General features: G+C 72.2%; 21 protein-coding genes and 1 pseudogene. 6 read left to right on the top strand and 16 right to left on the bottom strand.

Annotation, left to right across the window (positions count from 1 at the left end):
• Positions 1-14: 14 nt before the first annotated feature.
• The 5 genes from ACFYY8_RS10515 to ACFYY8_RS10495 all read right to left on the bottom strand — a co-directional run bounded on the left by ACFYY8_RS10515 (position 15) and on the right by ACFYY8_RS10495 (position 3,677).
• Positions 15-623: a DUF4291 domain-containing protein gene (locus tag ACFYY8_RS10515; RefSeq protein WP_390039299.1), complete on the bottom strand. Its 609-nt coding sequence runs from the start codon at positions 621-623 to the stop codon at positions 15-17.
• 189 nt (positions 624-812) lie between these two features.
• Positions 813-1,724 (bottom strand): cation diffusion facilitator family transporter, encoded by a 912-nt coding sequence (locus tag ACFYY8_RS10510; protein WP_390039297.1) that lies wholly within the window; start codon positions 1,722-1,724, stop codon positions 813-815.
• Between the two features lies 1 nt (position 1,725).
• Positions 1,726-2,133 (bottom strand): ArsR/SmtB family transcription factor, encoded by a 408-nt coding sequence (locus tag ACFYY8_RS10505; protein WP_390039295.1) that lies wholly within the window; start codon positions 2,131-2,133, stop codon positions 1,726-1,728.
• A 253-nt stretch (positions 2,134-2,386) separates the two neighbouring features.
• Complete coding sequence (locus ACFYY8_RS10500) at positions 2,387-2,953, bottom strand: copper resistance protein CopC (RefSeq protein ID WP_390039293.1); 567 nt, start codon at positions 2,951-2,953, stop codon at positions 2,387-2,389.
• Positions 2,916-3,677 (bottom strand): hypothetical protein, encoded by a 762-nt coding sequence (locus ACFYY8_RS10495; protein WP_390039291.1) that lies wholly within the window; start codon positions 3,675-3,677, stop codon positions 2,916-2,918. Before ACFYY8_RS10495 ends, ACFYY8_RS10500 begins: the two co-directional genes overlap by 38 nt.
• 111 nt (positions 3,678-3,788) lie before the next feature.
• Here ACFYY8_RS10495 and ACFYY8_RS10490 point away from each other — a divergent pair, with 111 nt between their 5' ends.
• The 3 genes from ACFYY8_RS10490 to ACFYY8_RS10480 all read left to right on the top strand — a co-directional run bounded on the left by ACFYY8_RS10490 (position 3,789) and on the right by ACFYY8_RS10480 (position 6,899).
• Positions 3,789-4,217: a hypothetical protein gene (locus tag ACFYY8_RS10490; RefSeq protein ID WP_390039290.1), complete on the top strand. Its 429-nt coding sequence runs from the start codon at positions 3,789-3,791 to the stop codon at positions 4,215-4,217.
• A gap of 106 nt (positions 4,218-4,323) precedes the next feature.
• Positions 4,324-5,610, top strand: coding sequence for a PLP-dependent cysteine synthase family protein (locus ACFYY8_RS10485; RefSeq protein WP_390039288.1), 1,287 nt, complete (start codon positions 4,324-4,326; stop codon positions 5,608-5,610).
• On the top strand, positions 5,607-6,899 hold the full coding sequence (locus tag ACFYY8_RS10480) for an MFS transporter (RefSeq protein WP_390039286.1): 1,293 nt from the start codon (positions 5,607-5,609) through the stop codon (positions 6,897-6,899). Before ACFYY8_RS10485 ends, ACFYY8_RS10480 begins: the two co-directional genes overlap by 4 nt.
• 112 nt (positions 6,900-7,011) lie before the next feature.
• Here the strand turns inward: ACFYY8_RS10480 and ACFYY8_RS10475 are convergent, their stop codons facing one another.
• Positions 7,012-8,352: an aminotransferase class V-fold PLP-dependent enzyme gene (locus tag ACFYY8_RS10475; RefSeq protein ID WP_390039284.1), complete on the bottom strand. Its 1,341-nt coding sequence runs from the start codon at positions 8,350-8,352 to the stop codon at positions 7,012-7,014.
• Positions 8,353-8,751: 399 nt separating this feature from the next.
• On the opposite strand from ACFYY8_RS10475, the gene ACFYY8_RS10470 reads away from it, so the two are divergent.
• A complete protein-coding gene (locus ACFYY8_RS10470; protein WP_390039282.1) occupies positions 8,752-10,563 on the top strand; it encodes an alkyl/aryl-sulfatase in 1,812 nt (603 codons plus the stop codon).
• A gap of 96 nt (positions 10,564-10,659) precedes the next feature.
• Here the strand turns inward: ACFYY8_RS10470 and ACFYY8_RS10465 are convergent.
• The 8 genes and pseudogenes from ACFYY8_RS10465 to ACFYY8_RS10430 form a co-directional block, all read right to left on the bottom strand.
• Positions 10,660-10,968 (bottom strand): annotated as a pseudogene (locus tag ACFYY8_RS10465) (DUF6114 domain-containing protein); the annotation flags it as partial.
• 35 nt (positions 10,969-11,003) lie between these two features.
• Complete coding sequence (locus tag ACFYY8_RS10460; protein ID WP_390039280.1) at positions 11,004-11,600, bottom strand: DUF6230 family protein; 597 nt, start codon at positions 11,598-11,600, stop codon at positions 11,004-11,006.
• Between the two features lie 69 nt (positions 11,601-11,669).
• The gene (locus ACFYY8_RS10455) at positions 11,670-13,184 is read right to left on the bottom strand and encodes a glutamine synthetase (RefSeq protein WP_390039278.1); all 1,515 of its coding nucleotides are present in this window, start codon (positions 13,182-13,184) and stop codon (positions 11,670-11,672) included.
• A gap of 265 nt (positions 13,185-13,449) precedes the next feature.
• Entirely contained in the window at positions 13,450-14,553 is a 1,104-nt protein-coding gene (gene alc, locus ACFYY8_RS10450; RefSeq protein WP_390039276.1) for an allantoicase, read from the bottom strand.
• Positions 14,550-15,890, bottom strand: coding sequence for an allantoinase AllB (gene allB / locus ACFYY8_RS10445; RefSeq protein ID WP_390039274.1), 1,341 nt, complete (start codon positions 15,888-15,890; stop codon positions 14,550-14,552). The genes alc and allB overlap by 4 nt, the downstream gene beginning before the upstream one ends.
• Entirely contained in the window at positions 15,890-16,624 is a 735-nt protein-coding gene (locus ACFYY8_RS10440) for an aspartate/glutamate racemase family protein (protein WP_390039272.1), read from the bottom strand. The genes allB and ACFYY8_RS10440 overlap by 1 nt, the downstream gene beginning before the upstream one ends.
• Positions 16,612-17,871 carry a DUF6986 family protein gene (locus tag ACFYY8_RS10435; protein ID WP_390039270.1) on the bottom strand — a complete coding sequence of 420 codons (1,260 nt, stop codon included), beginning with the start codon at positions 17,869-17,871 and terminating at the stop codon, positions 16,612-16,614. The genes ACFYY8_RS10440 and ACFYY8_RS10435 overlap by 13 nt, the downstream gene beginning before the upstream one ends.
• A complete protein-coding gene (locus ACFYY8_RS10430; protein WP_390039268.1) occupies positions 17,868-18,998 on the bottom strand; it encodes an amidohydrolase family protein in 1,131 nt (376 codons plus the stop codon). Before ACFYY8_RS10430 ends, ACFYY8_RS10435 begins: the two co-directional genes overlap by 4 nt.
• 79 nt (positions 18,999-19,077) lie before the next feature.
• On the opposite strand from ACFYY8_RS10430, the gene ACFYY8_RS10425 reads away from it, so the two are divergent.
• Entirely contained in the window at positions 19,078-19,746 is a 669-nt protein-coding gene (locus ACFYY8_RS10425; protein ID WP_390039266.1) for a FadR/GntR family transcriptional regulator, read from the top strand.
• Between the two features lie 6 nt (positions 19,747-19,752).
• On the opposite strand, the gene ACFYY8_RS10420 is transcribed toward ACFYY8_RS10425, so the two are convergent.
• A complete protein-coding gene (locus ACFYY8_RS10420) occupies positions 19,753-20,376 on the bottom strand; it encodes a response regulator (protein ID WP_390039264.1) in 624 nt (207 codons plus the stop codon).
• On the bottom strand, positions 20,373-21,545 hold the full coding sequence (locus ACFYY8_RS10415) for a sensor histidine kinase (RefSeq protein ID WP_390039262.1): 1,173 nt from the start codon (positions 21,543-21,545) through the stop codon (positions 20,373-20,375). Before ACFYY8_RS10415 ends, ACFYY8_RS10420 begins: the two co-directional genes overlap by 4 nt.
• A 201-nt stretch (positions 21,546-21,746) precedes the next feature.
• Here ACFYY8_RS10415 and ACFYY8_RS10410 point away from each other — a divergent pair, with 201 nt between their 5' ends.
• Entirely contained in the window at positions 21,747-22,304 is a 558-nt protein-coding gene (locus ACFYY8_RS10410) for a heme-binding protein (RefSeq protein WP_390039260.1), read from the top strand.
• Positions 22,305-22,373 lie beyond the last annotated feature (69 nt).

The raw sequence follows: 22,373 nt of genomic DNA, 5'->3' as shown, positions 1-22,373 counted from the left end.
CGGCACGATCGGCGTCACCGGCCTGCCGGGACGGCATGCCCAGAGGCCTCCGTGATCCGGGCGAGTTCGTCCGGCAGGGGATAGGGGCGTTCCACGGGAAGCATGTCCGTGATGTCCCGGCCGTCGCGCAGTGCCTGACGGATGTCGTGGACCCGGCCGGTCAGGTCGGTGATCCCCAGCGTCCACCGGTCGAGATAGCGGGTCACGGCGTCGCCGGAGAGGCCGATCTGGATCGACCGGTACGGCAGGGGGTTGTGGCGCGGGTCGCGTTCGGGGTCCCACTGGACACGCACCGGGCTCTCCCGCAGACGCCGGCGCCAGACTTCGGGATCGATGCCGTCGCCGGGGTGGCTGAGGCAGGAGTGCCCGAGTGCCCACTCGAAGCCCTCCCGGCTGATGTGGACGGCCAGGACCCTGGTCTGGCCGGGCTTGGTGGCATAGCCGCAGCGGTACATCATCCAGAGAAAGGAGGGTTTGATCCAGGTCATCCGTTCGCGTTTGAAGGGCGGCACGAACCGCTGGGCGGCGACGGCCGGGTCCGCGATGACGGGGTCGTAGGCCTGGTAGACGGTGATGGCCTCCTCGGTGAAGGCCGCGCGAATCTGGCGATAGGGGATGGTCATGCCCCCGAGCATGATGAGCAGCGTGTAAGCCCCGCAACGGGATTTAACGGGTGGCCACCGTCGGCTTCGCAGCACCTCAAGGCGTTGCCGGTACTCCTCGGCGCCGACCTCTCCCCGGGCTGGCCGTTCGGCCGGCGCCTTCTCCGGAGGGACCCGCCCGCCGCTGACGTGGTGGAGCAGCGCGAGCGGCTACCAGCCGAGTTCGTCGCAGCCCCGGTGGTCGGCCGGCTCGATCTGCAGGGTGGCGTGCTCGACGCCGTGGCGGGTGCGCAGCAGGTGACGCGCGCGGTCCAGTACGGCGTGGCCGTCGGCGAAGTCGGTGGCGACCAGGTGGGCGGTGGCCACGTTCATGCCGGAGGTCAGCGTCCACAGGTGCAGGTCGTGCACGTCGCGCACCCCGTCGAGGGCGGCCAGGTCCGCGGCCACCGCGGCGGCGTCCATACCCTCGGGCACGTGCTGGCCCAGGACGGCGAAGACCTGGCGCCCCAGCGACAGGGCACGCACCGCGACGAAGACGCCGATGGCCAGCGCCACGACGGTGTCCCACAGCACCTGGCCGGTGGCCGCGACCAGCCAACCGGCGATGATGACGCCGACCGATCCCGCGGTGTCCGCCACGACCTCCAGGTAGGCGCCCCTGACGTTGAGGCTCTCACCGGCGCCGGAGCGCAACAGCAGCAGCGCGGCCAGGTTGACGAACAGGCCGATGGCGCCGACGACGAGCATCGGGCCGGAGGAGACCTCGGCGGTCTGGCCGATACGGCCGACGGCCTCGACCACCACGTACACCGCGACGCCCAGCATCAGCACCACGGCCAGCAGGGAGGCGAACACCTCGGCCCGGTAGGAGCCGTAGCTGCGCCTGCCGGTGGTGTCGGGCCGGGTGGCGATCTTCGTGGCCACCAGCGCCGCGCCGAGGGTGACCACGTCGGCGGCCATGTGCCCGGCGTCGGAGAGCAGCGCCAGCGACCCGGAGACCAGTCCGTAGCCGAGTTCGACGACGAAGAAGGCGCCGATCAGCACGAAGGACAGGGCCAGCCGCCTGCGGTGACGGCCTCCCGCGTGTCCCTGGACATGCCCGTGGCCGTGTCCGGTTCCCATCTCAGCCCTCTCCGTCGCGCTCGGGGTGCAGGAGCTCGGTGTGCTCGATGTGGACCAACGCCACGTCGAGGAGCATCCGCACGTGCGGGTCCGCCAGCCGGTAGTAGACCATCCGGCCCGCGCGGCGGCTGGTCACGACACGGTGGGCGCGCAGCAGCCGCAGCGCGTGCGAGGCGGCGGACTCGCTCTGCCCGGTCACCGCGGCCAGGTCGCACACGCACATCTCACCCTCAAGCAGGGCGACCAGCAGTCTCAACCGGTTGGTGTCCGACAGCAGGCCGAAGATGTCGGCCACGTCGGAGAGATCACGCGGGGCGGGCATGCGCTCCCGCACGTCGGCGACCCGGCCGGGATCGACCTTCCTGACGACACATCCATCAATCGATGAAACATCTGAATAAGTATTCATATGAGCAGATTAGCGAGTTAGGCCATCGGGCTGTCAACCGGCCCACGTCGGCCGGGCCGGTCCGGCGGGTCCGTGTTGGCCGGTATGGCTGGTTTGCCCCGGTCGGTACGGCTGGTCCGCGCCGGTCGGTACGGCGCACGCCGCGGACGGTGGCGCACGCCGTGGTGCGCCACCGCCGCTCTCTCATCCGGGATCACCCGGCCCCCGCCGCCATGCCCACGATGACGCCGGGGTGTCCGAGGGCGCGGGGAACCTACCCCTGGGTTCCCTTACGGCGCGTGATCAGCCACGCGCCCGCCCCGGCGAGTACGACGACCGCGCCGACCGGCCACACCCACCCGGGAAGGCCGGAGGCGCCGCTCGGCTCGGGCGCGGCGGCCGAAGAGGGCTCGGCGGCCGGGGGAGTGACGGCCTCGGAGGGGGCGGCGGACGCCGCCTCTGTACTCGCCGGTGTGGAGACCGACGGCGAGGGGGACTCCGGGGTGGGGCTGGGGGAGGGGCTGTCGGGGTCGGCGATCACGGTGAAGGGGATCTGGCCGCTGATGGGGTGGCCGTCGGAGGAGGCCACGTGCCAGGCGATCTGGTAACGGCCCGGGGCCAGCTGGGCGGGCACCTTGGCGCGAATCGTGCTCCCCTCGTCCGGCGCGTCGAGCTTGGTCGTCTCGTCGCCGGGACCGGTCAGGACGACCTTGGCGAAGCGCATACGTGAGGAGAACTCCAGGGTGACGGTCTCGGGGCTGGTCACCTTGGCGTTGGCGGCCGGTGAACTGCTCTTGAGACGGTCATGGGCGAACGCCGGTGAGGCGGTGCCCACCAGCACCAGCAGGCAGCCGACCGCGGCTGCCAGGACGGTGCCGACGGTTCGGCGCGGCGATGCCGCCGAGGTCAGGAATGACAAGGTAGGGGCTCCCGAAGACGGCCCGGCGATGGCCGGGGCGAAGGTGACGCCCGAGTGCGCGGGCGTCGGTGACACGGGTGCGCCGCTCCCCTGAGGGGGCGGCGTCGTCCGCGGGAGGTCCACGGCGGTGGATCGTGGAGGTGAGCCACCGCTGGGCGCGGCCGGAGGAGGGCCACGACGCGGGGGCGACGGGCCGAAGCGCCGGCGGGTCGTCGGAGGTGGCGGCCGGCGGCCGGAGCAGCGGGGGCCACAAGGGCCGCAGCAGGCGCAGCATGAGCCAGAAGGCGCTCTCGCCCCGGTGCAGCCACCAGCCGCTCATCGCCCCGACCGCGAGGTGGACCAGCGCCATGCCCACCGCCCGGTGCCCGTGCCCGTCCTGGGCGGCGAACCCGCCGGAGGTGCGGGCGAACAGCTCGTGCAGCAGCACCTGGGCGCCGATCGTGGTGCCGACCACCGCCGCCGGTGGGTGCTCACGGCCGACGAGCGGCAGCACCACGACCAGGAGGCCCGCCGCGCCGGCCGCGAGGGCCGCGACGGAAAGCGAGGCCCCCGCGCTGAAGGCGTGCCCGCCCGCCGAGACCGCCAGGCAGGCGGTGGTGAACGCCAACGCCCGTAGCAGACGCAACGTCATCGGTAAGGGCGGCACATGTCCCATCTTGCCGTCCAATGTCGCATTGGCAACCGCCACCTTGATCCCAGGCCTGGTTGACTACCCTCTGTCATCGGTCGATGTCGAAGGGTGATGTACGGTTGTGGGGTGATCGCACCGATGCGACGAGCCGTACAGCGCGCGGGCCTCTCCCTCGCGCTGTGCCTGGCCGCGCTCGCGGCGGCCCTGCTCGCGCATCTGATCCTCTCCGCCGCCCACACCCGGGCGGCGCACCACCATCACGGACCCGGCCCGGGACAGTCGAGCACCTCCGTCACCGTGGCCGGTTCACAGCGGGAACGGGTGCCGGAGCGCTGCCCCGCCCCCGATCCGCCGGAGCACGACCACAGCCTGTGCGGGGCGGCGACGGTGGCGTCCGCCACCGAGGCGCGCCCGCTGTCGCCCGGTCCCCTCACCGGCCTGCCGGTCATGGCGTCGCCGCAGGCCGCACCGGCGCCGACGGCGCGGCGCACACGACCGGTCCACTCCCTGCCCGGCACCACCATGCTGATCTCCAAATCCGTCTTCCGCATATAGGCCGTCCCGTGCGGCGCGCCCTTCGACGACTCACCTTCCGGTCCGAGCCGTGGCTTCGGCGTGCCCGAGAACCAGCCGACCATCTCACGTCCACGGGAAACGGATCATGACAGACACACTCAGCGAAGCGCGGACCATCACCCCCGTCCTCAGCCGGTTGGTCACCGGCGGCACCTGCCACACCCTCGAACACGTGGTCGGCAACACGCCGACCCTGTGGATCCCGGACATCACCGCGGGCACCGACCGCGGATTCTGGGCCAAGCTGGAGGGAGGCAACCCCGGCGGCATCAAGGACCGCTCCGCCCTGTACATCGTCGAGCGCGCCCGCGAGCGCGGGCACCTGGCCCCGGGCGCCCCCATCGTCGAATCCACCAGCGGAACCTTCGGGCTGGGGCTCGCCCTGGCGGGAATCGTCCACGGCCACCCGGTCACCCTGGTCGGCGACCCGGGCCTGGAGGCGCCGATGCGGCACCTGCTGGCCGCCTACGGCGCCCGCGTGGTCACCGTCACCGAGCCCCACCCGGTGGGAGGCTGGCAGCAGGCCCGCCGCCTGCGGGTCGGGGAACTGCTGGCCGAGTCACCCGGCGCCTACTGTCCCGACCAGTACGCCAACCCCGACAACGTCGCCGCCTACACCTCGCTGGCCACCGAACTGGCCGGGCAGCTCGGCCGTGTCGACGTCCTGGTCTGCGCGGTCGGCACCGGCGGCCACAGCGCGGGGACCTTCCGCGCGCTGCGGCGTTTCCACCCCGACCTGCGCCTGGTCGGCGTCGACTCCGTCGGCTCGACCATCTTCGGCCAGCCCGCCCGCCACCGCCTCATGCGCGGCCTGGGCAGCAGCATCCACCCGCGCAACGTCGACTACGCGGCCTTCAGCGAGGTCCACTGGGTCGCCCCGGCCGAGGCGGTGTGGGCCTGCCGTCGTCTGGCCGCGATGCGGTACGCCACCGGAGGCTGGAGCGTCGGCGCGGTGGCCCTGGTGGCCTCCTGGCTGGCGCGCACCTCACCCGGCCACACCCGGATCGCGGCCGTCTTCCCCGACGGCCCCCACCGCTACGCCGAGACCGTCTTCAACGACGACTACTGCGCGGCCCACGGCCTGTGCGGCACCCCGGCGGCCGACCCCGACCGGATCGGACATCCGACGGAGCGGGAGGTGACGCGCTGGACCCGGTGCGCGAACGTGCTCGACCCCGTGGGCCTGCCCGCCGTACAGGGGAGCGTCGTGCCCGCCGTACAGGGAGACGCCGCGCGGGGGAACTCCGCGCGGGGAGGCGTCACGCAGGAAGTCCCCGTCCCGGGAAGCCCCGCGCCGGGAGATCCTGAGCCGGGAAGTCCCACGCCGGGGGACCCCGCGTCGGGCGGCTCCGTTTCGGGAGGCCGCAGGTGAAGAGCACCCTGGCCCTGACCCGCTCCTTCGAGCGTCCCATACGGCTGCTGCTGGTCAACCAGCTCACCATCAACATCGGCTTCTACATGCTGATGCCGTACCTCGCCGGGCACCTGTCGACCACCCTGGCCCTGCCCACCGCGCTGGTCGGGCTGATCCTGGGCGTGCGCAACCTCAGCCAGCAGGGTCTGTTCCTCGTCGGCGGCACCCTGGCCGACCGGCTGGGCTGCAAACCCCTGATCGTCGCCGGTTGCGCCCTGCGCACCGTGGCCTTCGCCCTGTTGGGGGTGGCCGACTCCCTGCCGGTGCTGCTGATCGCCTCGGGGCTGGTCGGGCTGGCGGGAGCGTTGTTCAACCCGGCGGTGCGCACCTACCTCGCCGCCGAGGCCGGGCCCCGCAAGGTCGAGGCCTTCGCCGCCTTCAACGCCTTCTACCAGCTGGGCATCCTGATCGGGCCGCTGATCGGCCTGTTGCTGGACGCGATGGCCTTCAGCGTGGTGTGCCTGACCTCGGCGGCGATGTTCGCCGTCCTGACCGTCGCCCAGGTGCGGGCCCTGCCCGCCCGGGCACCGTCCCGTCCCGACGGCGAACGGCGGCCCGGCGTGCTGCGGGACTGGCACACCGTGCTGACCAACCGGTCCTTCCTGCTGTTCTCCCTGGCCATGACCGGCTCCTACGTGCTGGGCTTCCAGGTCTATCTGGGGCTGCCGCTGGAGATCCGCAGGGTGAGTTCGAGCGAACTCGGCGTCACCGGCGTCTTCGTGGTCTCGGCGGTGCTGACCGTCGTCCTGCAGGCCCGGCTGACCGCCTGGGCGCAGGCGCGCTGGCGGCCGCCCCAGGCCATCGCCAGGGGTCTCGCCCTGATGGGCCTGTCCTTCGTGCCCGTCGCCGTGAGCACGCTGTGGCTGAAGGGCCCGGCCCCGGGGCCGGGCCCGGTGGCCTGGGCGTTCACCCTGGCACCGGCCCTGACGACGGCGGCCCTGCTGAGCGTGGCCACCATGATCATCTATCCGTTCGAGATGACGACCATCGCCGCCTTCGGCGGTGACCACGCCGTGGGCACCTTCTACGGCCTCTACAGCACCCTGGCCGGAATCGGCATCGCCACCGGCAACCTGCTCACCGGATGGACCCTGGACGTCGGCGCGCGCGTCGGCCTGCCCGCCCTGTCCTGGCTGGCCCTGACGGTGATCGGTCTCGTCTGCGCCACGGCCGTCGCCGCCCTCGACCGTACGGCGGGCCTGCCCCAGCCCGCCAAGGCCGTCACGGCACGGACCGGAGCGCCATAAGGGGCGCCCATAAGGACGGCGCCCGTAAAGACAGCGCCCATAAGGACGGCGCCACCAGGACGGCGGGAGGAACACCGGTGCGGGGCGCGGGCCACGACTCCGCGCCCCGCGCTCAGCTCCCCATCCGGTGCGCCAGGTCACGTATCCCCCGGGCCAGCAGGTCCACCTCGTCACGCGAGGTGAACAGCGCCGGGGTCACCCGCACACAGGCGCCCCCGACCAGCCCGCCACGACGAACCGTGAAGATCCGGTACCGGTCCATCAGCTCGGTGGTGATCGCGGCGTTGTCCGCCTCGGACGTACGGCCGGCGATCCGGAAGGCGGTGATGGCACCGTACATGCCGTCCTCCTCGGGGGTGAGGACCTCCACGTTGGGCACCTCCAGCACCTGACTCACCCAGCGGTCCCGCAGGAATCGCAGCCGCGCCTGCTTGACCGCGGCGCCCAGCCGGTCGTGGAAGTCCAGGGCGGCGCCGACCGTCAGGAAGGGGGCGACGTCCTGGGTGCCGCAGTGCACCCGGGAGCGGATGTCGTCGGCGGGATAGGACTCGTCGCAGAAGGCCGGTTCGACGTCGGCCAGACGGTTCGCGCGGATGTGGATGAAGCCCGTGCCCAGCGGTGCCCCCATCCACTTGTGCAGGGAGAACACCCCGAAGTCGGACCCCAGGTCGGCCATCGTGAAGTCCAGCTGCCCCCAGGAGTGGGCGGCGTCCACGATCACGTCCACGCCGCGCTCGCGCGCCATCGCGACGATCCGCTCGACCGGCGTCACCAGGCCGGTGATGTTGTTCATGTGGCTGAGCAGCAGCAGCCTGACCCGCGGGTGCTCCTTCAGCGCCGTGGCGTAGGCGTCGAGCACCGCCTGCCGGGTCGCGGGCTCAGGGATGGTCAGCCGTTCGACCTGGACCCCCCGCCGCTGCCGCAGCCAGTTCATGGCGTACCGCCCGCTGTGGTAGTCCAGGTCGGCGTACATCACCGCGTCGCCCGGCCGCAGCCGCCGATACCCGGCGATCAGCAGCTGCAGGGCCTCCGTACCGCCCCTGGTCAGGGCGATCTCCCCGGGCTCCACCCCAACCACGGCCGCCACCCGCCGCCTGACCTGCTCCGCCTCGTCCTTGTAGGTCGTGCGTAGCAGGTGGGAGCTGTTCTCGTTGAGCCGGTCCGTCGCCCGGTGGTAGGCCAGGCGCACCGGCTCGGGCATGATCCCGTAGTAGCCGTTCTCCAGGTTCACGAAGTCGGCGCTCACCCGGTACTGCCGTGCGACCGACCGCCAGAAACCCTCGTCCTGGGCGACCCGTTCGGGCGTGGCACCGGCCGGAGCGACCGGGACCGGCACGTCACCCCCACGACCGGCGAGGGCCGGCGTGTCATCCCCACGACCGGCGAGAGGTACGGCCAGCGCCCCCAGCCCGGCGACCATCCGCCGCCTCGACAGGCTCCCCGACACGTTCATCGCCACCTCCACAGCCGACCGGTTCGTCATCACACTGTGCAACCGGACGACTCCGGAGACGGGCATTCGCGCGGCGCGGGCGTGGCGCGGGTCCGCAGGCCGTACGACCCACGGGCCCGGTCCGGCCGGTCGCCCGCGGTGCCGCTCCGGCGGCCGTCCTCGTTGCGGTTCCCGGCCGGGGCGCCGGAGGACGGCCGGGCCGGCCAAGCCAGCCGAGACGGCCGGGCAGGACGGAGCCGTCGTCGCCGATCCGGATCGTCGAAGCCGCGGTGTCGTTGCCGACACGGCGGCGTCGGCCTTGGACGCGAGTCGCCGCCGCGACGGTGTCGAAGCCCGTATAAGGGGATTTTTGGGTTTTTCCTGGCCTTTGGTTGGAGGGGGTGGGGGCAGCACGGTTTCATGGCAGACCTTCCCTTTCACGACCGTGCCGACTTCGACAACGCCGACCGTGGCTTCGTCGCGAAACTCAACCCCGCCCTGGTGAAGGGGGCCGACGGGAAGGTCGTCTGGGACAACGACGTCTACGCCTTCCTGGACGGCGACTGCCCGCAGGACGCGCATCCGAGCCTGTGGCGGCAGGCGCAACTGTGCGCAAAACAGGGGCTGTTCGAGGTGACCGAGGGCGTCTACCAGGTACGCGGGCTGGACCTGTCGAACATGACGATCGTGGAGGGCGAAACCGGCGTCGTCGTCATCGACCCGCTGATCTCCACCGAGTGCGCGGCGGCGGCGCTGCGGCTCTACCGGGACCACCGGGGCGAGCGGCCGGTCACCGGCCTGATCTACACCCACTCCCACGTCGACCACTTCGGCGGAGCCCGTGGTGTGACCGACGGCGAGGGAATCCCGATCCTGGCCCCGGCCGGCTTCATGGAGCACGCCGTCTCGGAGAACGTCTACGCGGGCACCGCGATGAACCGCCGGGCCCTGTACATGTACGGCCAGCTCCTGCCGCGCACCGCCGAGGGCCAGCTCGGCTGCGGGCTGGGGATGGGAACCTCGGCGGGTACGGTCACCCTCATCCCGCCCACCGTCGACGTCACCCACACCGGGCAGGAGGAGACGATCGACGGGATACGGATCGTCTTCCAGCTCACCCCCGGCACCGAGGCCCCGGCGGAGATGAACTTCCTCTTCCCCGACCGGCGGGCCCTGTGCATGGCCGAGAACGCCACCCACAACCTGCACAACCTGCTCACCCTGCGCGGCGCCGAGGTTCGCGACGCGCGGGTCTGGGCCCGCTACCTGGACGAGGCGATCACGCTGTTCGCCGACAAGGCCGACGTCGCCTTCGCCTCCCATCACTGGCCGACCTGGGGCAGGGACGACATCGTCGCCTTCCTGGCGCAGCAGCGTGACCTGTACGCCTACCTGCACGACCAGACCGTACGGCTGATGAACCACGGCCTGACCGGCGTCGAGATCGCCGAGACCATGCGGATGCCGCCCGCCCTGGAGCAGGCCTGGCACACCCACGGTTACTACGGCTCCGTCAGCCACAACGTCAAGGCGATCTACCAGCGCTACCTGGGCTGGTTCGACGGCAACCCGGCCCATCTGTGGGAGCATCCGCCCGTCCCGCAGGCCAGGCGCTACGTCGAGTGCCTGGGAGGCGCCGCGGCCGTCGTCGCGCACGCCCGCCGCTACGTGCGCGAGGGGGACCTGCGGTTCGCCGCGACCCTGCTCAACCACGCCGTCTTCGCCGACGAGAAGGACACCGAGGCCCGCCAGCTCCTGGCCGAGGTCTACACCCGCCTCGGGTACGGCGCCGAGAACGCCACCTGGCGCAACTTCTATCTGGCCGGTGCCGCCGAACTGGCCGACGGCCCCTCGGCGGGTACGGCCGACACCACCTCCCCGGACATGCTCAGCGCGCTGTCCGCCGAGCAGATCTTCGGCTCACTGGCCATCCGCGTCAACGGCCCCAAGGCGTGGAACGAGCGGTTCGCCATCGACTGGCACCTCACCGACCTGGACGAACACCACCGCACCACGATGTCGAACGGCGCGCTGACCCACCGGCGGACGTCGCCGGGGGAGAGCGCCGACCTGACGCTACGGCTGACCAGGCAGCGGCTGCTCGACCTGCTCGTCGGGGACGGCTCCGGAGGTCTTGACGGCATCGACCATGACGGGGACGCCACCGTCCTGCGGAGGCTGGGCGCCGTACTGGAGGAGTCCACGCCGGACTTCGCCATCGTCACCCCCTGAGGGGCCGCCCGCCCGGTCGACGGCATGGTCGACGGCCTGGTCGCTCGCTCGGTCGGCGGGCCCGCTGAGGGGCCGGTTGACGGGGGCCCAGGCCGCCGCCAGCATGCCGCCCAGCAGGCCCAGGACCATACCGGCCAGGAAACCGCCCAGGTTGGAGTAGACGAAGGAGGCCAGGGACAGCACCACGCTCACCAGGCCGAGGAAGATCCGCTGGCCGGGCTGCAGCCAGATGAGCGCTCCCGCCAGCATCATGACCAGCGCGATCAGGTAGCCCGCCCCCACCGCGCCGAACATGACGGCCACCGGCAGGGCGTCGATCGTCAGGGAGACGGACAGCAGCTCCAGGCCCGCCGTCACGATGAACAGGCCGCCCCAGAAGGGTCGTGAGCGCCGCCACGATCTCATGGTCCTCCGTTCGCGGGTCGGAAGCGGTTCACGGGTCAGAAGCATTCGTGCTCGCCGCGCAGGATCTTCAGCCCGAGGTCGGGCAGGCTCAGCGTCGCGGCGGAGACGGCCCGCGCGCTCAGCCGTACGTCGTGCAGGGTGAAGGTCCGGCTCTGGCCGCCGAAGGTGCCCGCCGGGCCTCGGGCGGCGGGCACCCCGTTCAGGGTCGAGGCGTCGCGGCCCAGCTCGACGCCCCGCAGCGTGGCCGCGCCACGGGCCGCCGCGGTGTCGATCACCATGTCCTCGATCGTCACCTCGTTGCCGTCCTGGCCGCCGGTGATCCTGATCGTCACCGTGCCCACGGGGGTCCGCACCAGCGCGCTCTGGCACAGGCCCCTGGCGAACGCCCGCCGTACGCCGGTCACGATGACCGGGGTGGCCCGGCCCTCCCGGTCGCGCACCACACCGGCGGACAACGTGAAGTCCTGCCCGCGCAACTCGTCGGTGAAGAGCTTGAACGCCTGCCCGGAGACCACGAACGTGGCGCCGACGACCCCCTGGGCCACGGCGCCGACCAGCAGCGACGTCACCGCCCCGACGGGAAGGAGGATCAGGAGGAAGCGCCTCCAGCGCACGCGCCCCTGCTCGGCCATGATCGCCCCTCACCGCTCCGGACGAGCCGGCGATTCACCACGGAAAGCCGTGGCCCGACCCGTTTCAGATCATGAGCGGCATTCGCCACGTCTGTCGACGCACACGCCGGACTCCGCACCACCTATGACCCGAAGCTGGACAACCTTTCCAAAGACCGGGAAGACCCCTGAGCCGGTTCGCGAAGCGTTCTTGGAAAGGGGTGTCAGTAGCGCCACAGGTGGGCGGTGATGATGTCTTCGAGGGGTTTGCCCTCGGCCCAGGCCTGGTCGGCCGCGCGGACGGCGGCGAAGGCGCCCAGGAGTTCCTCGCCGAGGGCGGCGCGGACACGGTCGTTGCCGAGCAGGGCCGCGCGCTGTTCGTCGGGGGTGGGTGGGGAGACGGCGGATGTTCTCCGCTTCGCGTCGCTCCGCGGACCACGTGTCGGGGTTCTCCTGGATGGGCTCCGGCGGGGTGAGACCGTCGGCGATCCCGGCCAGGCCGGAGGCGATGACGACGGCGAGGGCAAGATGGGGGTTGGCGGAGGCGTCGGAGGGCTTGAGCTCGACGTTGGCGTGGGAGGCGCCGAGCAGTTCGGTCGCGGGGACGAACCGCAGGGCGGCCTCACGGTTCTCCACCCCCCAGAAGGTGTAGGCGCTGGAGAAGTAGCCGGGCCTGAGCCGGTGCAGGGAGGGAACGCTGGGCGCCGTGACGGCGGTGATGGCCGGCAGGTCGCGCAGGAGACCGGCCAGGTAGGCGGCTCCCTCGGCGGTCAGGCCGTACGGGCCTTCGCCCCCGGAGAGCAGGTTGACCCCGTCGCGGGACAGCGAGGTGTGCAGGTGCCAGCCGTTGCCGACCCCGGCGCCGGTGACCAGGGGGGCGAAGCTCGCCCGCAGCCCGTGCGCCCTCGCGGCGGCGTGGATGGTCTGCCGGGCGAGCAACTGCTGGTCCGCGGCGGTGACGGGGTCGGCCGCCGCGATGCTGAGCTCGAACTGGGCCGGGCCGTACTCGGCGTGGAACTGGTTGACCCGCACGCCGTTGTCCCGCAGGTCACCCAGGAGCTGCGCGGCGAAGCCGTCGACGTCGAGCAGGACGCGGGGGCCGTAGGCCGGGCCGGGGAGGGCGAGCTGGGTGCTCCCGCCGGGTCCCGGCTCGGCGTGGCTGAGGTGGAACTCCATCTCGTAGCCCGCGCGGAACTCCAGGCCGAGTTCGGCCGCCCGGGCGACCTGGCGCTCCAGTGCCCCACGCTGGTCGTACGGCCAGGCGGAGCCGTCGGCGGCGACCTGCCTGCCGGGGACCCACGCGAACGCGGGCTGTCCGGCCAGCTGGACGATCCGGTCGGAGACGGGGATCAGCCGGATGTCACCGGACGGCGTGCTGAGCCCCGGATGGCCGAAGGTGATGCCGTCGTGGGAGTCGAACACCGCGAACAGCGTGGTGACGCCGACCCCGCGCTCCGCGACGGCCGCCAGCTGGTCGACCGGGACCGTGCGGGAGCGGGTGATGCCGTTGTTGTCCGCCCAGGTGATGGTGATGCCGACGACGCCCTCCTTCGCCAACGCCTCCGCCTTCGCCTGGAGATCGACGGTCGTCACGTTCTGTGCCATGGATCGCTCCTTGGGAGTTCGGTGGTTGTCAGGCGGTCACGGCGAGACGCGATCCCGAGCGCGGAGGGTACGGCCGGGCGCGATGGGGATGGCCGGAACCGGTGTGCCGGACGGGAACGGGCGGGCGTTCGTCGCGTCGAGAAGCACGCTGGTGAAGATACCGTCTGCGATCACGGCGACGCGGGCGAAGATCCGGATACACGCCGGAAGAGTGACGCGCTTCTCGTATCCGTCTCGGCCGCCACCGGGCGAAGGAGGCGCGCTCCTATCGAGGCTCTCCCATGAGCGCGGAGAGCACCGCCGGAGGCAGTTCGCCGGCCTGGCGGGACGCACCGGCCTCGCCGAGTACCTGGACGGCGTGTTCCGCGGGGAGCAGGGCGAGCCAGTCGAGGACGGCGGCCCGGTGGGCGTCGGCGGTCAGTTCGCCGTGCACCCTGAGCCTGGCCAGGCCGCCGTCGGGGAAGACGTCGAGACGGACGTGCGTCACGGGAGCGGCGGAGACCGGGCGGAAGAAGTGACGCGTGTCCGGCTGCAGCCGGGTCCTGGGGACCAGGTCGAACCACTCGGTGTCCTCGCCGGGACGATCGGCGTCGGTCCCTCTCAGCGTGGCCCAGCCCGCCGCGTTGCCGACGAAGTACGACGTGTCGATCTCCACCCGGCGGACCCGCCCACGGGCCGCGAGCCTGATCGACACGTGGTCGTTGCCGTCGTCGCGGCGGCGGGCGTTCTCCCAGCCGTCGCCCATGGTCGCGGCCCTGCCGGGCAGCAGCAGCTGCACCGGCGAGGAGTAGAACGTGTTGGAGCAGTCGATCACCGATCCGCCGTTCTCCAGCGCGGCCAGGTCGATCGTGCCGTCCAGGAGGCGGGGGTCCGGTACGGGCTCGCCGTACACCCGGAACCGGGCCACCCCGCCGTCGGGGTAGATGCTCAGCCGGACGTGTGTCCAGCGCCGCCGGTCCGCCACCTCGAAGGCGTTCTCGGCGTCGCCCTCGATCGGGCTCTTCTCGACGATCGTCTCCCAGGTCGCCTGTTCGAGCTCGGCCGGTGACGGCGCTCCCTCGACGCTGGTCGCCTCGACCGAGGCGTAGGGCGGGTAGTTGCCCCTGAACCAGGCGGTGTCGATCACCACGCCGCGCACCACGCCGGGGACGCCGAGCCGGATGATCGCGTGGTCGTTGCCCGGCTCGCGGCGGCGCCGGGTCTCCCAGCCGTCGTACACCTTGCCCTTGTGGCCGAAGTCCTCCGTCGAGAACACCGAGGGACCGGGCTTGATCAGGTTCTCGCGTTCGGCGAACAACTCGTCGTTGGCGTACACGACGCTGCCGGCCAGCGCGCGTGAGGCCAGGTCGGGAAGGTGGGTGAAGGTCATGCCTCTCCTCGGTTGAGCAGCCGGCCCTTCGGGGGGCCGTCGATGTCGATCCGTACGCCGCGCAGCCAGGTGCCGCGGACCACGCCGGTGAGTTCGCGGCCGTGGTAGGGCGTGACGGGGTTGCGGTGGTGCAGCCGGTCCCTGTCGACCGTGAACACCTGGTCGGGGGCGAACACGCAGAAGTCGGCCTGGTGGCCCGGCGCGATCCGGCCCTTACGGGACAGACCGGCCACCCTCGCGGGGCCCTCGGCCATCCAGCGCACCACGTCGGTCAGGGTGTGGCCGCGGCGTCCGGCCTCGGTCCACACGGCGGGCAGGCCGAGCTGCAGTGACGCGATGCCGCCCCAGGCCGTGCCGAAGTCCCCGGTGTCGAACCGCTTGAGCTCCGGCGTGCACGGTGAGTGGTCGGAGACCACGCAGTCGACGGTGCCGTCGGCGAGACCCCGCCAGAGCGACTCGCGGTTGGCCTCCTCACGGATCGGCGGGCAGCACTTGAACTGGGTGGCCCCCTCGGCGATCTCCTCCGCGGTGAACGTCAGGTAGTGCGGGCAGGTCTCCACGGTGATCCGGACGCCGTCGTCCCGGGCCGAGCGGATCATCGGCAGCGCGTCCGAGCTGGACAGGTGCAGGATGTGCACCCGGCAGCCGGTCGTGCGGGCCAGTTCGATGACGCGTGCGATCGCGAGGTTCTCCGCGCCACGGGGCCGGGAGCGCAGGAAGTCCCGGTAGCTCGCGCCGCGCGCCGCCGGGGCGTCGCCGATCACGTGCGGGTCCTCGGCGTGCACGATCGTCAGCGCGTCGAACGCCCGGGTCTCCCGGAGCGCGTCCGCCAGCTCGTCCGGCTCAAGGTGGGGGAACTCGTCCACACCGGAGTGCAGCAGGAAGCACTTGAACCCGAACACCCCGGCGTCGTGGAGTCCGCGCAGCTCACGCAGGTTGCCCGGTACGGCACCGCCCCAGAAGCCGACGTCGACGAACGCCCGCCCCTCGGCGGCCTCCCGCTTCACCCGCAACGCGGCCGTGTCGACGGTGGGCGGGACGCTGTTCAGCGGCATGTCGACGATCGTCGTGACGCCACCGGCCGCCGCGGCCCGGGTGGCGGTCGCGAACCCCTCCCACTCGGCCCGGCCGGGGTCGTTCACGTGCACGTGGCTGTCCACGAGTCCGGGCAGCAGCACCTCGTCGTCGCCGAGTTCGACGACCTCGGCGGCGTCGAGATCCGTGTCCGGCGGTTCGACCGCGACGATCGTCCCGTTCCGCACGCCGACGTCGCACGCCCTCTCCCCGGCGGGGGTGACGACGCGACGGGCACGGAACAGCAGGTCGAGCCCGGCCATCAGGAGACACCCCCGGTGTGGACCGGCCATCCGGTCACGGCCTTGGGACGCGGTTTCGCGTAGGTTCGCACCTTGCTCGTGGTGAGGCCGAGCCGGACGAGCCCCTCCGCGAGGGCGACCGCGGCGGCGACGCCGTCCACGACCGGAACCCCGGTGGCGGCGGTGATCTCCCGGTCGAGACCGGCCATTCCCCCGCATCCGAGGCAGATCACCTCGGCCCGGTCGTCCTCGACGGCCCTGCGGGCCTGGGCGACGATCGCGCTGACGGCCCGGCCGGGGTCCTCGTCGAGTTCGAGGACCGACAGCCCGCTGGCCCGGACCGACGCGCACCGGCCGGTCAGCCCGGCGAGCCGCAGCCTGTCCTCGATCTGTGGCACGGCTCGGTCGAGGGTGGTGACGACCGAGTACGTGCGCCCGATCAGCATCGCGACCTGCGCGGCGGCCTCGGTGATGTCCACCACGGGGACGTCGAGCAGTTCCTGGAGCCCCTCACGGCCGTGCTCGCCGTACCCGGCCTGGATCACCGCGTCGTACGGCTCGGCGTACCGGACGACCCGGTCCATCACCGCGACCGCGGCCAGGTAGCTCTCGAAGTTCCCCTCGACCGACTCGGGCCCGAACGACGGGGTGAGGCCGACGATCTCGACACCCGGCGACGCGTACGCCGCGGCCTGGGCACGGATCGTCTCCGTCATCGACCGGGTGGTGTTCACGTTCACGATCAGGATGCGCATGACGGCCCACTTCGTACGGCCCGCAGCTCGGCGGGGGTGACGCCGGTGAGAGCGCGCAGTTCGGCCTCGCCGACGGCGCCGCAGTCGAGGCCCCGGGCGAGGAACCCGGCCATCGCCCTGGCGGTCGCGGGCTCGTCGAGGAAGCCGGACTCCCGGCGTTCGAGATAACCGCGCAGCCGGGCCGCCGCGCCCGGCAGCTCCTCCCTGAAGAAGGCGTAGACGGCGGCGTACCGGCTGGGAAGCTGGGCCGGATGCAGGTCCCAGCCCTGGTGGACACCGTCCTCAAGGGCGCGCCGTACCAGGCGCGCGTGCAGCCTCCAGGCGGCGCGGACCGTGTCGCCGTCGCCGACCGGGAGCACGTTGGTCGAGCCGTCGCAGACGCGTACGCCGGTGCCCGCGGCGGCGACCCGCATGACGGCCTTGGCGTGGTCGGCGACCGGGTGCTCCACACTCTGGTAGGCGGCCGAGACCCCGAGCGCCGCCGAGTAGTCGTAGGTGCCGTAGTGCAGTCCCGTGCAGCGCCCGGCCGAGGCGTGGATCATCGGCGCCAGCGGCGAGACGCCGTCCACATCCATGATCGCCTGCGGTGTCTCCACCTGGATCTCGAACCGCAGGCTCCCGTGCGGCAGCCCGTAGGCGGTCTCCAGTCGTTCGGTGGTCAGCGTCATCGCCTCCACCTGCTCGACGGAGGTCACCTTCGGGAGCGTGACGACGAAGCCGTCGGGCGGTGGGCCGAGGGTCTCCAGGAAGATCGCCAGGGTGCGCAGGCCGCGCCGCCGGGTCGGTGCCTCGAAGCTCTTGAACCGGATTCCGCAGAAGGGCGTGCCGTCACCGGAGGCGAGGGCCCTCGCGGCGGTCCGGGCGGCCGCGTCCTCCTCGACGTCGTGGCGGTCGCCGTAGCCGTCCTCGAAGTCGATCCTCAGGTCCTCGACCGGTTCGCGCTCCAGCTTGGCCAGGACCAGGTCGTACACCTCCGCCGCCGTCCCCGGCGGCAGGCCGAGCGCGTCGGCGAACTCCTCGGCGGTCCGGCCGTGCGCGGCCAGCGCCGTCCGGGCCTTCTCGCCCCACGTCCGTACGGTGTCCGGCGTGTAGCGGTCGGCCGGGACGTAGATGGTGTGCACCGGCTGCCTGCCGGTCGGCTCGCCGGGGTAGGCCGTGCGCAGCCGTTCGTCCGCCGCCGCCAGCCGGGTGTCGAGTTCGGCGGCGAGTTCTGTGGCAAGCCCGGTGGCGAGTTCGGGGCCGTTCACGATCCGGCCCGGCGGACCCGGCCGTCGCGGACGACGATCTGGGGGATCGGCCGGTCCACCACGGCCTGGGCCATGGACTCCGCGCGGACCAGGACGAAGGTGGCGGGGTCGCCGGGCTGGAGCCTGACCGGTTCGAGACCGAGCAGGGCGGCGCCCCCGTGTGCCGCGACCTCGTAGCACGCGGCCAGTTCCTCATCGGTACGGGCGTCGGTGCGGTAGGCGAGCAGGTGCGCGCGGTTGATCATGTCGCCGTCGCCGAACGGCGTCCACGGGTCCCGCACCCCGTCGGATCCGAGGCCGACCGGCACCCCTGCCTCGCGCAGCGGCCCGACGGGCGGGACCGGGGACGCGCCGAGCGCGCAGGTGGTCAATGAGACCCCTGCTTCGAACAGCGTCTCGGCGAGGTCCTCGCGGCCTTCCAGGCAGAAGGCGTGGCTGATCGTGGTCGGCACCCCGCTGGACCTCGCCCTGCGGGCGATCTCGACCACCTGCGCGACGCCCTCCTCGCCGCGGTCGTGCAGGTGGATGTCGACGGGTACGGCGTGCCGTTCGGCCATGCCGTACAGCAGGTCGAGGTGGCCGTGCAGGTCGCCGTCGACACCCACGGGGTCGAGCCCGCCGACGATGTCGGCGCCCTCCCGCAGCGACCGCTCCATCAGCTCCGCCGTCCCCGGCGCCGTGAGCAGGCCGAGCTGGGGGAAGGCGACGATCTGCACGTCCAGCAGGTCCCCGCGCGCCTGGGCGGCCTCCCGTACGCCGTGCACGTTGCTCAGCCCGTACACCGGGGCGACGTCCACGTGCGCCCGCCACGCCCGGGTGCCACGGGCGATCGCGTTGTCCATGAGGGCCCCGGCCCGCTCGGCGACCGGTGCGGTCATCCCGGCCCGTGCCGCGACGTCTCCCTCGATCAGGTCACGCAGCGTTCCGGCCGGGGTACGGCTCAGCCAGGGCTGCCCCCAGGTGGTCTTGTCGGGGTGGATGTGCGCGTCGACCGGGGCGGGCAGGGCGAGCAGTCCGCCGCAGTCCACCACCTCGCACTCCTCGGTTCTGCGTTCGAGGGGGACGACGCGACCGTCCTCGACCAGGACGTCGTGGGGGCGGACATGGGTGAACAGAATCTGAGCCATACCGGCTGATCCCCTTAACCTGAGGGCGACAGTGTCCTAGAATTATCAGACATCAGATGATTAGAGAAGCAGAGGAAGAATGCGCCACGTGGGCCGGGCCTCCCTCGTCGACTCCGCCATCCACGAGCTCCGCCAGGAGATCGCGAACGGCGTCTGGCCGGTCGGCACCAAGATCCCCACAGAGGGGCGGCTGGCCGAGACCCTGGGAGTGAGCAGGCTCTCGGTGCGCGAGGCCGTCCGCGTCCTCGTCCACGCCGGTCTGCTCGCCACTCGTCAGGGCGACGGAACCTACGTCACCGCGACCGACGAGAACGAGGTCGCCCTCAGGCGCCGCCTGGACCGCGCGGCCACCATGGACATCATCGACGTACGGCGCGGCCTGGACCTCGTGGCGGCCAGGCTCGCCGCCGAACGACGCGAACCGGCCGACCTCGACGCGCTGCGGAAGACGCTGGAGCGGCGCACCGCCGCCCACCAGGCCGCCGACCTCGACGCGTTCGCCGACGCCGACGTGGACTTCCACCTGGCCATCGCCGCGGCCGCACACAACCCCGTGCTGCTGGACCTGTACCGGGGCATGAGCGAGGCGGTGCGCGACACGGTCCGCCGCGACCAGTGCATGGAACACGCCGTGCTCGACTCCGACTCCACCCACCGGGACCTGTACCGGGCGATCGAGGCGGGCGACGCGGCGGGCGCGGTCACGATCGCGCTCGCCATCCTCAACGAGCAGGAGAACGATCTCTGAAGCGCCTCAGGGAAGCCTGATCAGGCGCCGCTCGACGGCGGCGGTCACCGCGGCCGTACGCGTGTCCACGCCGAGCTTGCCGTAGATGTGCACCAGATGGGTCTTGACCGTCGCCTCGGTGATGAAGAGCCGCCTGGCGATCTCCCGGTTGCCCGCGCCGCTCGCCAGCAGCTCCAGGATCTCCACCTCGCGGGCGCTCAACGCCGGGCCGGGGTCGCGCATCCGCCTCATCATCCGGGCCGCGACCTTGGCGGACAGCACCGACTCGCCCTTGGCCGCGGCCCTGATGCCCTGGAACAACTCCTCCGGCGGACACGCCTTGAGCAGGTAACCGGTGGCACCGGCGTCGACGGCCCGCATGATGTCCGCGTCGGTCTCGTACGTCGTCAGCACCAGGACCTGCGGCGGAGTGGGCAGCTCCCGGATCCGCCGGGTGGCCTCGACCCCGTCGACGCCGTCGCCGAGCTGCAGGTCCATGAGCACGACGTCCGGGGAACTCGCGGCGACACCCCGCAGCGCCTCGTCCCCACCGGCGGCCTCGCCGACGACCTCCATGTCGGGCTCACCGCCGAGCAGCGCCACCAGCCCCGCCCGGACCACCGGATGGTCGTCGACCAGAAACAGCCTCATCGCTCTTCCTCTCCGTCTCGTGCCCGCGCACCGGTCGGGACCGTGGCCGCGATCCCCGTTCCCTCGCCGGGGACGCTCTCGACGACCAGGACGCCGTTCACCTCCGCCACCCTGTCGCGCATCGCCCGCAGCCCGTATCCCCGGCCCGGCGCGGGGGCCGGGGTGTCGAACCCGGCGCCGTCGTCGAAGACGTCCAGCGTGACCTCACCGTCGAGGTAGGACAGGGTCACCATGGCCGTGCCCGCGTGGGAGTGGTAGCGGACGTTGGCCAGCGCCCCCTGCGCCACCCGCAGCAACGCCGCCTGCACCTCGGGCTCCAGCGGGTACTGCTCGCCCTCCTGGCGGAAGCGCACGTCAGGGCCGGTGCCGTCCCCGGCGTCCGCGCAGAGCCTGGCCAGGGCCTCGGGCAGCGAGGCCTCCACCAGTCCCGGGGGCTGGAGGTCGCGGACGAAGCGCCGGGCCTCGTCGAGGTTCTCCGCGGCTGCCGCCGCCGCCCGCCGTACGTGGGCGCGGGCCAGCTCGGGGTCGGAGGCCCACATGCGGTCGGCGGCCTGCAGAAGGATGCCCATGCTGGTGAGCCCCTGGGCGAGGGTGTCGTGGATCTCCCTGGCCAGCCGCTCGCGCTCCTCAAGGACGCCGGTACGGTGCCGGGAGTCGGCCAGTGTTCCCCGGGTGCTGATCAGGTCGTCGATGAGGAGCTGCCGGGCGGCGCTCTCCCGCTGGAGCTCCCAGAAGATCACCGCGGTCATGGCGGCGATGCCGATCGGCGCGAGGATCAGGCTGAGGTCGAACTCTCGCGCGATCTTGAGCTGGGCCGCGATCACGACCAGCGTGAGGGCGGCGGCGGCCACCGCGAAACCACGCGCGTTCAGCGACCGCAGGCACAGGAAGAGCAGGGGGACCGCGCACCAGCTGAACGACGGCGCGAGCACCACGAGCACGAGCCAGACCGCCGCCACCCCCGCCAGCCAGACGACGCGCCCACGCCCGAGGCGGTTCCAGAAGACGACGCCCGCCGTGTAGGTCAGGGCGAGGAGGCCGCCGACGACCAGCGAGGCGACGGTCCGCGTCCCCATGTCGTGCCGGGACACCAGCCGCAGGGCGGAGGCGGCGAGCAGCAGGTAGAACCCCGCGTGCATGGCCCAGTTGAGCCAGATACGTTCCCTCATCACCCTCCTTGTCTGGTCTTTCTCGACGTTATCCCCTGGCGGGGGTCCGCCCGAGCGGTACGGCCACGCGTCAACCGATCGGTTGACTCCCGCCTCGACCCTTCGACGCCGGGGAACCACCCATGCTCGCGATGGCCGGGAGCGCCGTCGCTGGAAACGTTGGGTGTGCAAGGTTCCACCGACCCGCACCTGGAGAAACCAATGACAGTCCGTTCCGCGCGTCCCCGCCTGGTCGTCGGCTCCCTCACGGGGCTCGCCATCATGGCGGGCACCCTCGGTTTCGCCGTCGCCGCCCCCGCCCAGGCCGCCCCCGCCAAGAACGAGCAGCGTGCCGGGCAGGCCGTCGTACAGACCGACGTGCTCTCCGCCGACGCCGCCCTGACGATCGCCGACGCCGCGATGAAGGAGGCCGCCAAGCGGAGGCAGCGCGTCACGGTGGTGATCGTCGACCGGTCCGGCGTGACCCGCCTGGTGCTGAAGGGTGACGGCGCGGGCCCGCAGACCGAGGAGTCGGCGCGGCGCAAGGCCTTCACCGCGGTCTCCTTCGGCAGGACGACAAGCGAGCTTGGCAAGGGCGTGACCGGCGGCGGCCCGAACATCGCCGACATTCCGGGCACTCTCTTCCTCGGCGGCGGCGTCCCCGTGGCCTCCGGCGGCGCGCCCATCGCGGGCATCGGTGTCGGCGGCGCGCCGAGCGGCGACATCGACGAGGCCATCGCCCAGGAGGGCCTCAAGGCCGTCGCCGGTCGGCTCCGCTGACCCACTTGTCCGCCGCCGCGCCGGACGTCGTCGGCGGCCGGGCGTCGGGTCAGGGGACCGAGAGGCCGG

Source organism: Streptosporangium sp. NPDC001559 (genome assembly GCF_042893955.1).
Classification (GTDB): domain Bacteria; phylum Actinomycetota; class Actinomycetes; order Streptosporangiales; family Streptosporangiaceae; genus Streptosporangium.
This window is presented reverse-complemented; position numbering and strand designations above follow the sequence as displayed.

What these genes read in the sequence shown, in the direction of transcription:
- ACFYY8_RS10515 (WP_390039299.1), bottom strand. Translation starts at nt 623, where the DNA reads ATGACCATCCCCTATCGCCAGATTCGCGCGGCCTTCACCGAGGAGGCC.
- ACFYY8_RS10510 (WP_390039297.1), bottom strand. Translation starts at nt 1,724, where the DNA reads ATGGGAACCGGACACGGCCACGGGCATGTCCAGGGACACGCGGGAGGC.
- ACFYY8_RS10505 (WP_390039295.1), bottom strand. Translation starts at nt 2,133, where the DNA reads ATGAATACTTATTCAGATGTTTCATCGATTGATGGATGTGTCGTCAGG.
- ACFYY8_RS10485 (WP_390039288.1), top strand. Translation starts at nt 4,324, where the DNA reads ATGACAGACACACTCAGCGAAGCGCGGACCATCACCCCCGTCCTCAGC.
- ACFYY8_RS10475 (WP_390039284.1), bottom strand. Translation starts at nt 8,352, where the DNA reads ATGAACGTGTCGGGGAGCCTGTCGAGGCGGCGGATGGTCGCCGGGCTG.
- ACFYY8_RS10470 (WP_390039282.1), top strand. Translation starts at nt 8,752, where the DNA reads ATGGCAGACCTTCCCTTTCACGACCGTGCCGACTTCGACAACGCCGAC.
- ACFYY8_RS10460 (WP_390039280.1), bottom strand. Translation starts at nt 11,600, where the DNA reads ATGGCCGAGCAGGGGCGCGTGCGCTGGAGGCGCTTCCTCCTGATCCTC.
- ACFYY8_RS10455 (WP_390039278.1), bottom strand. Translation starts at nt 13,184, where the DNA reads ATGGCACAGAACGTGACGACCGTCGATCTCCAGGCGAAGGCGGAGGCG.
- alc (WP_390039276.1), bottom strand. Translation starts at nt 14,553, where the DNA reads ATGACCTTCACCCACCTTCCCGACCTGGCCTCACGCGCGCTGGCCGGC.
- allB (WP_390039274.1), bottom strand. Translation starts at nt 15,890, where the DNA reads ATGGCCGGGCTCGACCTGCTGTTCCGTGCCCGTCGCGTCGTCACCCCC.
- ACFYY8_RS10440 (WP_390039272.1), bottom strand. Translation starts at nt 16,624, where the DNA reads ATGCGCATCCTGATCGTGAACGTGAACACCACCCGGTCGATGACGGAG.
- ACFYY8_RS10430 (WP_390039268.1), bottom strand. Translation starts at nt 18,998, where the DNA reads ATGGCTCAGATTCTGTTCACCCATGTCCGCCCCCACGACGTCCTGGTC.
- ACFYY8_RS10425 (WP_390039266.1), top strand. Translation starts at nt 19,078, where the DNA reads ATGCGCCACGTGGGCCGGGCCTCCCTCGTCGACTCCGCCATCCACGAG.
- ACFYY8_RS10420 (WP_390039264.1), bottom strand. Translation starts at nt 20,376, where the DNA reads ATGAGGCTGTTTCTGGTCGACGACCATCCGGTGGTCCGGGCGGGGCTG.
- ACFYY8_RS10415 (WP_390039262.1), bottom strand. Translation starts at nt 21,545, where the DNA reads ATGAGGGAACGTATCTGGCTCAACTGGGCCATGCACGCGGGGTTCTAC.
- ACFYY8_RS10410 (WP_390039260.1), top strand. Translation starts at nt 21,747, where the DNA reads ATGACAGTCCGTTCCGCGCGTCCCCGCCTGGTCGTCGGCTCCCTCACG.